At 67.4% G+C, this 12,428-nt stretch carries 16 protein-coding genes; 7 read left to right on the top strand and 9 right to left on the bottom strand.

The window, feature by feature from the left end:
- Positions 1-4: 4 nt before the first annotated feature.
- Together VQ065_RS00440 and asnB are read left to right on the top strand one after the other, a co-directional pair.
- Complete coding sequence (locus VQ065_RS00440) at positions 5-142, top strand: PA0050 family protein (RefSeq protein WP_003083584.1); 138 nt, start codon at positions 5-7, stop codon at positions 140-142.
- 622 nt (positions 143-764) lie between these two features.
- Entirely contained in the window at positions 765-2,597 is a 1,833-nt protein-coding gene (asnB, locus tag VQ065_RS00445; RefSeq protein ID WP_003083586.1) for an asparagine synthase (glutamine-hydrolyzing), read from the top strand.
- A gap of 52 nt (positions 2,598-2,649) precedes the next feature.
- On the opposite strand, the gene VQ065_RS00450 is transcribed toward asnB, so the two are convergent.
- From VQ065_RS00450 to osaR, 4 genes are all read right to left on the bottom strand, one after another.
- On the bottom strand, positions 2,650-3,078 hold the full coding sequence (locus VQ065_RS00450) for a cupin domain-containing protein (protein WP_003083588.1): 429 nt from the start codon (positions 3,076-3,078) through the stop codon (positions 2,650-2,652).
- Positions 3,079-3,285: 207 nt separating this feature from the next.
- Positions 3,286-3,834 (bottom strand): RNA 2'-phosphotransferase, encoded by a 549-nt coding sequence (locus VQ065_RS00455; protein ID WP_003083590.1) that lies wholly within the window; start codon positions 3,832-3,834, stop codon positions 3,286-3,288.
- A gap of 38 nt (positions 3,835-3,872) precedes the next feature.
- Positions 3,873-4,379, bottom strand: a complete 507-nt coding sequence (locus tag VQ065_RS00460) for a DUF1993 domain-containing protein (RefSeq protein WP_003083593.1) — start codon at positions 4,377-4,379, stop codon at positions 3,873-3,875.
- Positions 4,380-4,444: 65 nt separating this feature from the next.
- Entirely contained in the window at positions 4,445-5,365 is a 921-nt protein-coding gene (osaR, locus tag VQ065_RS00465; protein ID WP_003083596.1) for an oxidative stress response transcriptional regulator OsaR, read from the bottom strand.
- Between the two features lie 107 nt (positions 5,366-5,472).
- Here osaR and VQ065_RS00470 point away from each other — a divergent pair, with 107 nt between their 5' ends.
- From VQ065_RS00470 to VQ065_RS00485, 4 genes are all read left to right on the top strand, one after another.
- Complete coding sequence (locus VQ065_RS00470) at positions 5,473-6,360, top strand: MBL fold metallo-hydrolase (protein WP_003083599.1); 888 nt, start codon at positions 5,473-5,475, stop codon at positions 6,358-6,360.
- A gap of 62 nt (positions 6,361-6,422) precedes the next feature.
- Positions 6,423-7,127 (top strand): disulfide reductase DsbM, encoded by a 705-nt coding sequence (dsbM, locus tag VQ065_RS00475; protein WP_003083601.1) that lies wholly within the window; start codon positions 6,423-6,425, stop codon positions 7,125-7,127.
- 83 nt (positions 7,128-7,210) lie between these two features.
- A complete protein-coding gene (locus VQ065_RS00480; RefSeq protein WP_003118563.1) occupies positions 7,211-7,666 on the top strand; it encodes an OsmC family protein in 456 nt (151 codons plus the stop codon).
- Positions 7,667-7,776: 110 nt separating this feature from the next.
- Positions 7,777-8,010, top strand: a complete 234-nt coding sequence (locus VQ065_RS00485) for a DUF1161 domain-containing protein (protein ID WP_003083610.1) — start codon at positions 7,777-7,779, stop codon at positions 8,008-8,010.
- Between the two features lie 11 nt (positions 8,011-8,021).
- Here the strand turns inward: VQ065_RS00485 and VQ065_RS00490 are convergent, their stop codons facing one another.
- Complete coding sequence (locus VQ065_RS00490; protein ID WP_003083612.1) at positions 8,022-8,459, bottom strand: PA0061/PA0062 family lipoprotein; 438 nt, start codon at positions 8,457-8,459, stop codon at positions 8,022-8,024.
- A 56-nt stretch (positions 8,460-8,515) separates the two neighbouring features.
- Positions 8,516-8,932 carry a PA0061/PA0062 family lipoprotein gene (locus VQ065_RS00495; RefSeq protein ID WP_003083614.1) on the bottom strand — a complete coding sequence of 139 codons (417 nt, stop codon included), beginning with the start codon at positions 8,930-8,932 and terminating at the stop codon, positions 8,516-8,518.
- A gap of 91 nt (positions 8,933-9,023) precedes the next feature.
- Here VQ065_RS00495 and VQ065_RS00500 point away from each other — a divergent pair, with 91 nt between their 5' ends.
- Positions 9,024-10,151 (top strand): aminopeptidase, encoded by a 1,128-nt coding sequence (locus VQ065_RS00500; RefSeq protein WP_003118564.1) that lies wholly within the window; start codon positions 9,024-9,026, stop codon positions 10,149-10,151.
- Positions 10,152-10,158: 7 nt separating this feature from the next.
- Here the strand turns inward: VQ065_RS00500 and VQ065_RS00505 are convergent, their stop codons facing one another.
- From VQ065_RS00505 to VQ065_RS00515, 3 genes are read right to left on the bottom strand one after another with little or no spacing between them, the layout of a single operon-like run.
- Positions 10,159-11,142 carry a hypothetical protein gene (locus VQ065_RS00505; protein ID WP_003114660.1) on the bottom strand — a complete coding sequence of 328 codons (984 nt, stop codon included), beginning with the start codon at positions 11,140-11,142 and terminating at the stop codon, positions 10,159-10,161.
- Between the two features lie 32 nt (positions 11,143-11,174).
- Positions 11,175-11,840: an HAD family hydrolase gene (locus tag VQ065_RS00510; RefSeq protein ID WP_003083616.1), complete on the bottom strand. Its 666-nt coding sequence runs from the start codon at positions 11,838-11,840 to the stop codon at positions 11,175-11,177.
- Positions 11,833-12,375 (bottom strand): gamma carbonic anhydrase family protein, encoded by a 543-nt coding sequence (locus VQ065_RS00515; RefSeq protein WP_003083618.1) that lies wholly within the window; start codon positions 12,373-12,375, stop codon positions 11,833-11,835. Before VQ065_RS00515 ends, VQ065_RS00510 begins: the two co-directional genes overlap by 8 nt.
- Between the last annotated feature and the right edge of the window lie 53 nt (positions 12,376-12,428).

A 12,428-nucleotide genomic window follows, 5' to 3' on the forward strand; every position in this document is an offset into this window, starting at 1 on the left:
GCAAATGAAGAAAGTACTGTTGGCTGTGTTCCTGCTCTGTGGCTTCTCTCTTACCGCCCAGGCCGCGTGCCCGGTTTTCGGCCCGTCCGAGGACCCGTGCAGCGGGCCGGTGTTCGGTCCGTCGACCTGCGAATGCCCTTGAGGTAGGTCGTCTGGCGGGCCCGGTGCAGCGGGCCCGCTTCCGGATGGATCGCTCGAAGTTGCCTGCTTTAATTCTCCATTCCCCGCGCCGCCCTACTTTTCCCGCTCGTCCATCGTCGCGTCGAACGTTGCCACGAAATCAGCGTCGGTGGACAACTCTTATATTCAATAGTTGTACGATCTGAGTTTGTTGTAGTCATTTGCTTAGTTGGCTATACATATGATTGCCGTAAAGCAATTATAAGTTTAATTGAGTTTGCTTTCTAAGTCTTTGGAAAGAGCCGTGAACGACCCTGTAATATCTGGTTGTAGAGCCGCGTAATGATGTTTCAGGATGTTTCATTAATTTTGTAGATTATTGTTTTTCCTTTGTTTTTTTAAAAACAGCTACCAGATTTAGATAGATATTAATTAACTCGGCCACGTTTTTTCCTGTTCTATCATTGGCCTTCCTTGGGCGCAGGCCTGCCGAAACTGCTTATCTTCAGGTCCTCGAAAAGTTCATACATCGACCGCCTTGGGCGAAGCATTCGTACGCCGGCAATCTGGCCGGCCGCACGGATGTTTTCAGCATGTTCTCTGGATGAATTTCCCGATAAAACATCAATTAGAGGAGTTTCCCTATGTGCGGTCTCGCGGGTTGGGTGGATTACACGCGCAAGCTCGACGACGAATTTCCGGCGATCTTCGCCATGACCGATACGCTCGCCTTGCGCGGGCCGGATGCCGAGGGCATCTGGAAGCACCGCAACGCCCTGCTGGGTCACCGGCGGCTGGCGGTCATCGACCTCAGCGGCGGCGTGCAGCCGATGTCCTATCGCTTTCCCACCGGCCAGGAGGTCACCCTCGTCTACACCGGCGAGGTGTACAACCACGATGCCCTGCGCGAGCGGTTGCGCCGGGCCGGACACGAGTTCCGCACCCGCAGCGATACCGAGGTGGTCCTGCACGCCTATCTGCAATGGGGCGAGCGTTGTTGCGAGTACCTGACCGGGATGTTCGCCTTCGCCGTCTTCGACGGCCGCGACGGCCACCTGCTGCTGGTGCGCGACCGCTTGGGCATCAAGCCGCTGTATTACGCGCGGCACCGCGAGGGACTGCTGTTCGGCTCGGAGATCAAGTCCATCCTGGCGCATCCGGAATTCGCCGCCAGGCTCGACGCGGTCGGCCTGGTCGACCTCCTGACGCTGTCCCGGGGCACTTCGCAGACGCCGTTCCGCGAGGTCCAGGAACTGCTGCCCGGCCACCTGCTGTCCTGGCGTCCCAATTCCCAGGCGAAGTTACGCCGCTACTGGGAGGTGCGCCGCCAGGAGCATGCCGACGACCTGCAGAGCACCGTGCAGCGCACCCGCGAACTGGTCACCCGCGCCCTGGGGTCGCAATTGCACGCCGACGTTCCGGTGTGTTCGCTGCTATCGGGTGGGCTCGATTCGACCGCCCTGACCGGCATCGCCCAGCGCATCGCGAAGGCGGAGCACGGCGGCGACATCAATTCATTCTCGGTGGACTTCGTCGGTCAGGCCGAGCAGTTCCGCAGCGACGACCTGCGTCCCGACCAGGACCAGCCGTTCGCCCTGCTGGCCGCGCAGTACATCGGCAGCCGTCATCGCACCGTGCTCATCGACAATGCCGAACTGGTCTGCGAACGAGCGCGCGAAGAGGTATTCCGGGCCAAGGACGTACCTTTCACCTTCGGCGACATGGATACCTCGCTGCACCTGATGTTCGGCGAGATCCGCCGGCATTCCACGGTGGCCATCTCCGGCGAAGGCGCCGACGAGCTGTTCGGTGGCTACGGCTGGTTCCGCGATCCGCAGGCGGTGGCTGCGGCGCGCTTCCCCTGGGCCTCCAGGGTGCATTTGCCGGCCGGCTTCATCGACGCCGGTTTCAACCGCCGCTGCGATCTCCTCCAGTACCAGCAGGCCAGCTACGACGATGGGCTGCGCCAGGTCGAACACCTGGCCGGCGACAGCCCGGAGGAGCGGCGGATGCGCGAGTTCAGCCACCTGCACCTGAAGCGCTGGATGGTGCTGCTGCTCGAACGCAAGGATCGCCTGAGCATGTGCAACGGCCTGGAGGTGCGGGTGCCCTACACCGACCATGAACTGGTGGAGTACGTCTACAACGTGCCCTGGTCGATCAAGAGCCGGGACGGCGAGGAGAAGTGGCTGCTCAAGCGGGCCTGCGCCGACTATGTCCCGGAAGCCGTGCTCAAGCGCCGCAAGAGCCCTTATCCGACTTCTGCCAACCTCGGCTACGAGCGTTTCCTGCGCGGGAGCGTGCGGCGCTTGCTGGAGGACGCGGCGAACCCGGTGTTCGGCATCGTTTCGCGGGAGTTCCTGGCCGCCGAACTGGAGCATCCGGAGGGGTACTTCAACACCCAGGTGAGCCGCCACAACCTGGAGACCGCGCTGGCGCTGGAAGGCTGGCTCAGGTTGTACGGGCTCTCCGCCTGAGCGTGATGCGGGGCGTGGCGGGCCCGGGCTGCTGTCCGGCCCGCCGGCGTCTTCAGGCGTCGGGCATTTCGCCGCGTTCGCCGAGCCCCACCGGCATGCCTTCCACGCCGGCATGGAACAGCAGGGCTTCCACCGGTTCGGCCCCGGCTATCAGGCGATGGATGATGTTCATCAGGCAACCCGCCGCCTCGCCTTCCAGCACCCGCGTGCTCTGGGCACCGTCGCGGGTCTCCAGGCGCAGTTCGCCCTTGAGCACGTAGAGCGCGCTGGGCATCGGATGGACCTGCCAGTCCAGGCGTTCGTGGGCGGCCAGGCTCAGGCGCTGCACGGTGAGCTGCGGCTGGCCGAGGGGATAGCCGAGGTAGAGCGAGCCGTTCCAGGCGCAGCCGCTGCGCAGCAGGGTTTCGCGGTGCGGACTGGTTGCGGCCGGGAGGTCGCGGCTGGGTGGGAACACATGCACGTGGCTGGGACGAAGGTCCATCGGGCGTCCTGCGCTTGTCGGTATTTTTCCTCAGTCAAGCCGGCTTTCACCGCCTGCTCCACTGCCGCTTCTGCTAGGCGGCAGCGGGCCATCAAGGGGGCGGTTGGTTCATCGCAGGCGGCGGCTTCCTCCTTTAGCCTCGGCGTATCGGCGGATAACGCTGCGCGTTATGCGCCCTACGGCTTCCCGATGAGAGGCGATGCCTTCTCAAGCCTCGCGGATGAACCGCACGGGTACCCGCTCGGTCAGCCAGACGCCGTTCTCCGCCTGGTGGAATAGGTGCCCGGCCAGGTGCATGTCGCGCGCGTCGATTTCCAGCAGAACCGGGTTGCCGTAGCGGCGGCCGACTTCCAGGGCGGTGGCGCGGCGGGCGGAGAGATGGACGTGGTGGCGGCTGCCGGGAACCAGGCCGCGCTCGCGGATGGAGTCGAGGAAGCGGCTGGCGGTGCCGTGGTAGAGCACTGCGGGCGGGACCGCGGGGGCGTAGGCGATGGCCACCGCGGCATGCGAGTGGCCTTGCACGGCGCGGATGCGCTGGCCATCGGCGGAGAGGGCGAAGCGCTTCTTGTCGTTGTTCTCGACCACCGCGCCGAGCAGCACGCGGTCGAGGGCGCGGCCGTCCCGCGCCGCGCCGGCGATCAGGGCGTCGATGTCGGCCCAGCCTTCGCCGTCCAGCGTCAGGCCGATGGCCTCGGGCTGGTGGCGAAGGACATAGCTGAGGAACTTGCTGGTGTCGTCGAGGGTTTTCCGATCCATTCCATGGTCCTTGTGCGTGCCATCCCGGCGCGGGAGCCTCAGGCGCCGCCGAGGAAGTCCATCTTGCCCAGTTCGACGCCGTTGTGGCGGAGGATGGCGTAGGCGGTGGTGACGTGGAAGAAGAAGTTGGGCAGGGCGAAGCCGAAGAGGAAGTCGCGGCCGTTGAAGCTGATCTCCTGGCCGCGCACCTTGAGGGTCACGTTGCGCTCTTCGGCGCCGTCCAGTTGTTCCTCGCGGATGCCCTCGAGGAACTCGACGGTGCGGGCGATGCGTGCCTGGAGTTCGTCGAAGGTGGTTTCCGTATCCGCGTAGCTCGGCACTTCCAGCCCGGCCAGCCGCGCGCCGGCGCCCTTGGCGGCGTCGCTGGCGATCTGCACCTGGCGCGCCAGGGGGAACATGTCCGGCGCCAGCCGGGCGTCGATGAAGATGCGCGGATCGATGTTCTTCGCTTCGGCGTGGGCGGCGGCTTTCTTCAGGATCGCCGAGAGGTTGCCGAGGGTGCGCAGGAAGGTCGGGATCGAAGCCTGGTAGATCGACAGGGACATGGACGTGCTCCAGACAGGGGATAAAGGTGCGTCGAAGGCGGCGCGTCCAGCAGTCTACCCGGCTTTCACGCCAGCGCCAGGGGGCCCGCCTCGTCCCAGTGCGGATCGGCCGCCATCCGTTCGACCAGGAAGTCCAGCAGCGCCCGCAGCGCCGGCGGCATCTGCCGGCGCGAGGCGTACACCGCGTGGATGCCGAGCACCTGCGGCGACCACTCCGGCAGCAGCGCCACCAGGCGTCCGCTACGGATCAGCGGGGCTGCCGAGTACAGCGGCTGCTGGCTGATCCCGGCACCGGCGGCGGCGGCCTCCAGCAGCACGGTGGATTCGTTGGCGCTGAGACTGCCACCCACCGGCACGCTGGTCGGCTCGCCGTCGCGCTCGAACTGCCAGAGACTGCGGCCGAAGTAGGAGTAGGTCAGGCAGTTGTGCAGCGCCAGGTCCTCCGGGCGCCGCGGGGTGCCGTGGCGGCGCAGGTAGTCCGGCGCGGCGCAGATCACCGAGCGGCATTCGCCGAGGCGGCGGGCGATCAGGTTGGGGTCGAGCTGGTTGGCGATGCGCAGGGCCAGGTCGATGCGCTCCTCCACCAGGTTGACCACCTGGCTGTTGACCTGCAGGTCGATGGCGGTGCCCGGGTAGCGCTCGACGAAGGCGGCGGCGGCACGGGTCAGCCAGGCCTGGGCGAAGGACAGGCTGCTGGTGATGCGCAGGGTGCCGCGCGGGCTGTCGCGGCGGGTCTGGCCGGTGGCCTGCATGGCGTCGGCCACGGCGAGCATCTCGCGGCACTGCGGCAACAGCTCCGCGCCGGCGTCGGTCAGGCTCAGGCGGCGGGTGCTGCGGTGCAGCAGGCGTGCGCCGACCCACTCCTCCAACTCGGCGAGGTAGCGCGAGACCATCGCCCGGGACATGTCCAGACGCTCGGCGGCGGCGGTCTGGCTGCCGCTGTCGATGACCTCGACGAAGACGCGGGTGGCGGTCAGGCGGTCCATAATTCGCTCGATCCATGCAACAAAGTTGTGATTATTGCGGGGCTTTTTGCGCGCTTTCAAGCAACTAACATGGCAAGCCTCTGATCCCACTGCCTGGAGAACCGCTCATGTCGCGCCATGGATTGCTTCGTTCCCTGTTCGCCGCCGCCGCCCTGCTGGGTGCCGCCGGCGTCTTCGCCGCCAGCGCCGAACCGCTGCGGCTGGAGGTCTACAACCCCGGCGAGAAGGCGATCTTCGCCGTGTCCTCGGAACTGCTGGTGGGCCAGCGCGAGGCGATGCTGATCGACGCGCAGTTCTCCCGCGCCGACGCCGAGCAACTGGTCAAGCGTATCCAGGCCAGCGGCAAGACCCTCAGCACTATCTACATCAGCCACGGCGACCCGGACTTCTACTTCGGCCTCGACGTGCTGAAGGCCGCCTTCCCCGAGGCGAAGATCCTCGCGACGGCGCAGACCGTCGCACACATCCAGGCGACCAAGGACGCCAAGCTGGCCTACTGGGGGCCGATCCTCAAGGACAACGCGCCGACGTCGCTGGTGGTGCCGGAGCCGCTGAAGGGCGACCAGTTGAAGCTGGAAGGCCATGCCCTGAAGGTGGTCGACCTGAAGGGGCCGAGCCCGGACCGCACGGTGCTGTGGATTCCGTCGCTGAAGACGGTGGTTGGTGGCGTGCTGGTGGAATCCGGTTCGCACGTCTGGACCGCCGATACCCAGACCCAGGCCTCGCGCCAGGCCTGGGTGGCGATGCTCGACCGGATCGAGGCGCTGCAACCGCGGCGCGTGGTGCCCGGCCATTTCACCGGCGAGGAGCCGAAGGGCCTGGACGGCGTGCGCTTCACCCGTGACTACCTGAAGGCCCTGGAAGCCGAACTGCCCAAGGCCAGGGATTCCGCCGCGCTGGTCGAGGCGATGAAGCGCCGCTACCCGAACCTGCCGGGCGAGGAAGGCCTGGAGCTGAGCGCCAAGGTGCTCAAGGGCGAGATGCAGTGGCCCTGAGCCGCGCCCGCCGATAGCCGCTGATCGAGGCGTCCCCTGCGGGGCGTCTCGTGGAGACCGAGATGAACGACCTCACCCTGCATTACCTCTACGATCCGCTCTGCGGCTGGTGCTACGGCGCCTCGCCGCTGCTCGCCGCCGCCTGCGAGGTGACGGGTCTGGACGTACGCCTGCATGGCGGCGGCATGATGACCGATGCCAACCGCCAGCCGGTCGGCGCCGGCCTGCGCCACTACGTGATGCCCCATGACCTGCGGATCGCCCAACTGACCGGCCAGCCGTTCGGCAAGGACTACTTCGACGGCCTGCTGCGCGACACCAGCGCGGTATTCGACTCGGCCCCGCCGACCGCCGCCGTGCTTGCCGCCGAAGCGCTCGACGGCCTCGGCGCGGCGATGCTGGCGCGGATCCAGCGTGCCCACTACGTCGAGGGCCGGCGTATCGCCGAGCGTCCGGTGCTGCTCGAGCTGGGTGCCGAACTGGGGCTTGGCGAGGGCTTCGCCGAGGCGTTCGACGCCTGCTCCGGCGAGCCGCTGCGCGCGCACTTCGCCGACAGTCGGCGGCTGATGAACCGTCTCGGCGCCGCTGGCTTCCCGACCTTCGCCCTGGCGCGCGACGGCCGCCTGCAGGTGCTCGACACCGGGCGCTACCTCGGCCAGCCGGACGACTGGCGGGCTTTCCTCGAAACGCAGCTGCGCCTTGCCGGCGGCAGCGGTGCCGTGGGCGGGGCCGCGGCGCCGCTCTGCCGCATCGACGGTTGCGCCTGAATCCCGCCGCCGCGCAAGCGGACTGAACTTGTCCGGCTGCGTCGTCCTCCCATGTAGACATGCCCGCTCGCCGACGCGAGCGGATGTCCATCCACAGCTCCGGAGGAGTCGACATGAAGAAGACGGCATCGGCGGTCTGGCAAGGCGGCCTGAAAGACGGCAAGGGCACCCTTTCCACTGAAAGCGGCGCGCTCAAGGACAACCCCTATGGCTTCAATACCCGCTTCGAGGGCGCACCGGGAACCAACCCGGAAGAGCTGATCGGCGCGGCCCACGCCGGCTGCTTCAGCATGGCCCTGTCGATGATGCTCGGTGAGGCCGGCCTGACCGCCGAACGTATCGAGACCCGCGCCGAGGTCACCCTCGACAAGCAGTCCGACGGTTTCGCCATCACTGCCGTGCACCTGGTGCTCAGGGCGCGCGTGCCGGGGGCGGACGCGCAGACCTTCGAGCAGATCGCCAACAAGGCCAAGGCCGGTTGCCCGGTATCCAAGGTGCTCAACGCGAAGATCAGCCTGGACGCCAGCCTCGACGGCTGAGCGGAACGCTTCCCCAGCCCGGCGAACTGGCCCTGGCCTGCCGCAGTCGAATGCGGCAGGATGCGCTGCGCAGCACTCGGCTGCCAGGCATCGACGAGGAGTGACGGGTCATGAAAACCATCGGGCTGGGGATTGCCGCCTTGCTGTTCAGCGCCACGGCGCTGGCCGCGCCGAAGCCGTGCGAGGAACTCAAGGCGGAGATCGAGACCAAGATCCAGTCGGCCGGGGTGACCTCCTACACCCTGGAGATCGTGCGCAACGACGAAGTCAGCGACCCGAACATGGTGGTCGGCAGTTGCGAGAACGGCACCAAGAAGATCATCTACCAGAAGAACGACGACTGAGCCGCTGCGTTTCAGTACGGCGGGCAGCGGCTGGTCTGGAAGTTCGAACGGGCGACCACCTCGCCACGCTCGTCGCTCAGTAGCGCCAGCGCCCTGCGCAATTGCGGGCGCACCTCCAGGCGATAGCGCCGGCCCGCCTCGAAGCCGTCATAGACCACCTGCTGGTAGCAGTTGATCTGCACCGGCTCGCCGAAGCCGCCGCCCCCGCCGCCGGAACCGCCATAGAGTTCGTACTGGAAGCGCACCTCCAGCACATGGCGTCCCGGAGTGACCTGGAAGTAGCGCCCGTCGCTCAACCGCTCGCCGTCCAGGCGCTCGGCCAGCAGGGTGTTGGCCGGCGCGCTGCGCAGCTCGACCCAGGCCATCTGCGGGTCCGGCTGCGGCAGCGGTCCGGCGCAGCCGGCGAGGAGCAGCAGCGCGAGCGGGACGAGACGGGTGAGTGGACGCATGGGGCGGGCTCCGGAGGGCGTTCAGCTCCTAGCATAGCGCCCTCGCCTTGCGCCGTTCAGACCTTCGCGCAGCGCCCCTCGCGGCCGCGCGCCAGTTCCCTGTTGTCCTGGTCGTAGAGCTTCGCCCAGGGACGGAAGCCGATGTGCCCGGCCTCCAGGCGGTAGCGCTGGCCGGCGCTGAAGTCCTTGAACTTGAGGTTGAGCTGGCAATCGCGCCAGAGCGGGCTGTCCACGGGGCCGATGTTGGTCGGGTCGACGGTGAACTGGTAGCGCACCGTGAGTTCGCGGGTGCCGGGATCGACCTCGAAGTAGCGCGTGCGGTCCCAGCTCTTGTCGTCGACTTCCACGGCGGCGAGATCGGCGTCGGGCTGGGTATCGAGGTCGACCCAGGCGCGGTTCGGGTCGGGGGTGGGCATCAGCAGTGAGCAGCCGCTCAGGACGAGCAGGCCACCGGCAAGCAGCAGCGTACGCATAGAAGACTCCGAAGCTCCTTTAACCCGGCCGCCATCCGTCGCGCCTTGGAAAAACGCCTTGCGTTCCTCCGCCTCGCCGGATCGCGGACCGGTGCTGGTAGGGCGGCGGGCGGTCCGCGTGCTGTGCTATGTTCCGCCCATGCCACGCCGCCTTCGCCATCCGCTTGCTGACCTTCGACTGCCCCGTTGGGTTCCCTGCCTGGCGCTGTTGGCGCTGAGCGGTTGCTCGACCGTCTCCTACTACGGGCAACTGGCCAGCGGCCAGTTCGCCCTGCTGCGCGCCCGCGAGCCGGCCGCCGCGGTGATCGCCGACCCGCAGCGCGACGCGCGCTTGCGCGAACGCCTGGCGAAGGCGGAAAAGGCCCGGCAATTCGCCAGCGAACGCCTCGGCCTGCCGGACAACCGCAGCTATCGCCTGTACGCCGATATCGGCCGGCCCTACGTGGTATGGAACGTGTTCGCCACCCCGGAGCTGTCGCTGCAGCCGGTCACCCATTGCTTCCCCATCGCCGGCTGCGTGGCCTACCGCGGCTACTACAGCGAGGCCGCCGCGCGCGCCGAGGCGGCGCGCCAGCGGGCGCTCGGCGACGACGTCTACGTCGGCGGGGTGCAGGCCTACTCGACGCTCGGCTGGTTCGACGATCCGATCCTCAGCAGCATGCTGCGCTGGGACGACGAACGGCTGGCGACCTTGATCTTCCACGAACTGGCGCACCAGAAGTTCTACCTGCGCGACGACACCGCCTTCAACGAATCCTTCGCCACCTTCGTCGAACAGGAAGGCACCCGCCAGTGGCGCGAGTATCGTGGACTGCCGCCGGCGGACGGCCGCGAGGAGAAGCGCCGCGAGCAGTTCACCGCGCTGGTCCTGGCCAGTCGTGCGCGCCTCGAAGCACTCTATGCCGGGCCGTTGGACGATGCCGCCAAGCGTGCCGGCAAGGCTGCCGAATTCCAGCGCCTGCGCCGTGAGTACGCGGCGCTGAGCCAGCGCGAATGGGGCGGCGAGTCGCCGTTCAAGGCCTGGATCGACGCGCCGTTCAACAATGCCAAGCTGCTTCCCTTCGGCCTCTACGACCAATGGGTGGCGGCGTTCGCCGTGCTGTTCCGCCAGGTCGGCGGCAACTGGCCGGCGTTCTATGCGCGGGTCCGTGCCCTTGGCCAGCTCCCCCTGGCGGAGCGCCAGGCGGCGTTGCAGCGGCTGGCCGCCGCAGCGCCCTGACGCCTGCTCAGGCGGCGAGCTGGTCGGCGTAGCACCAGCGCGTGGCCAGCCGGCCGATCGGCCAGAGCAGCGCCAACAGGCCGACGCCGAGCAGCGCCACCAGCAGCGTATAGCCGATGCCAGCGGGCGCCAGGCCGAGGATCATCAGCAGCGCCAGCCCCCCGCCGACCGCCAGCAGCGCGACGCTCCAGAGCAGCATGGCGACCACCGCGAGCAGCAGCGCGCGGCCGGCGGCGAAGCGTTGCAGGCGCGCCGGCAGGCGCGTGCAGACGGCGCCGAAGAGCAGCGCCGCGGGCAGCGCCACGCCGCTCAGGTACAGGCCGTATAGCCAAGGCTCGTCGTAGCGCAGCAGGGCGTAGGGAAGGAACTGCATCAGCTTGAAACACAGCGTGGCGAAACACAGCGCGGCGCCCAGGGCGACCTGCCAGGCAGCGACGCGGGCTTCTTCCCCTTCGGCCAGGCGCGGCGAGTTCACCCGGCTGCCGAGCAGCACCAGCCCCAACGGCAGCAGGCTGCCCAGGAGCAGGTAGACCCAGCTCATCGCTTCGTTGAACGCCATCAGCCAGACGCCGTAGCTGGATTGCGCCGTCACCCACTGGTAGAACGGCAGCGTCAGCGGCGCCAGGCCGATCCCGGCGAGCATGCCGCAGACCAGGTTGAGCAGACCGTAGCCGATCAGCAGCAGCGCCAGCGGGCGGAACTCGACGAGCTGCCGCTTCTCGCGGTAGGCATGCAGCACCAGCAGGTTGGCCGCCGCGTAGAACACCAGGCCGGTGAACCAGTGCGGCGCCATCAGTTGCAGGTGCTCGGAGAAACGCTGGCGGATCTCGCCGATGTCGTTGTACCACTGGATGCCCAGGCTCACGGCGAAGGACAGGCAGGTGACCAGCGCCAGCACCGCGATGAACGCATAGGGCTGGGTGGTGGCGGGCACCTCTCTGGCCGGCGGCTGCACCGGGGCGGTGGGGGTGGCGAAGGGATTGTCGGTCATGTCAGGCGTCCTTGTCTGAAACGGAGCATGGGTCAGTGGGATTCCAACACCTGCCGCAGGGCGGCGAGGTCGGCGCAGTAATGGGTCGGCTGGTGCGCGCGCAGTTCGTCTTCGCTGCCGAAGCCGTAGCCGACGCCGATGCAGGCGACACCGTTGCGACTGGCGCCGAGCAGGTCGTGCATGCGGTCGCCGATCATCAGGCAATGCTCCGCTGCCAGGCCTTCGCTGTCGAGCAGATGGCGGATCAGTTCGTCCTTGTGCGTGCGGGTGCCGTCCAGCTCGCTGCCGTAGATCGCCTTGAAATGACGGTCGAAGGCGAAGTGGCGGGCGATCTCGTGGGCGAACACGCCGGGCTTGCTGGTCGCGACGTAGAGCGTGTGGCCGCGTCCGACCAGGGCTTCGAGCAGCTCGGGAATGCCGTCGAACACGCGGTTCTCGTAGAGACCGGTGACCCTGAAGCGCTCGCGGTAGTGGTTCACCGCCTCCCAGGCGCGCGCTTCGTCGAAGCCGTAGGTCTGCATGAAGCACTGCAACAGCGGGGGGCCGATGAAGTGTTCCAGGCGCGCCAGGTCCGGCTCGTCGATGCCCAGGCGGGCGAGGGCGAACTGCACCGAGCGGGTGATGCCCTCGCGCGGGTCGGTGAGGGTGCCGTCGAGATCGAAGAGGATGTTCGGGTAGCGCAGCGCGGCGTCACGCATGGTAGTCCTCGGCGATGTGCAGGTCCTTGAGCTTCACGTAGTTGCCGGCGGTGTAGGCGAAGAAGCCGCGCTCCTTGTCGCTCAGCGGACGGGCCTTCTTCGCCGGACTGCCGACGTAGAGGAAGCCGCTCTCCAGCACCTTGCCCGGCGGCACCAGGCTGCCGGCGCCGAGGATCACTTCGTCCTCGATCACCGCGCCGTCCATGACGATCGAGCCCATCCCCACCAGCACCCGGTTGCCGATGCTGCAACCGTGCAGCAGGACCTTGTGCCCGACGGTCACTTCGTCGCCGATGCTCAGCGGAAAACCGTCCGGGTTGAAGGGGCCGGCGTGGGTGATGTGCAGCACGCTGCCGTCCTGGATGCTGCTGCGCTGGCCGATGCGGATGCGGTGCATGTCGCCACGGATCACCACCAGCGGCCAGACCGAGCTGTCGGCGCCGATCTCGATGTCGCCGACGAGCACGGCCGAGGGATCGACGAAGACCCGCTCGCCGAGCAGTGGCGTTTTGCCCTGGTAGGAACGAATGGTCACGATAGTTTTCCTCAGGCTGCGGATGCCGCCGATTGTATTTAAGATGGTCGGGT

The organism is Pseudomonas sp. KBN10P06128, assembly GCF_037574945.1.
GTDB lineage: Bacteria > Pseudomonadota > Gammaproteobacteria > Pseudomonadales > Pseudomonadaceae > Pseudomonas > Pseudomonas aeruginosa.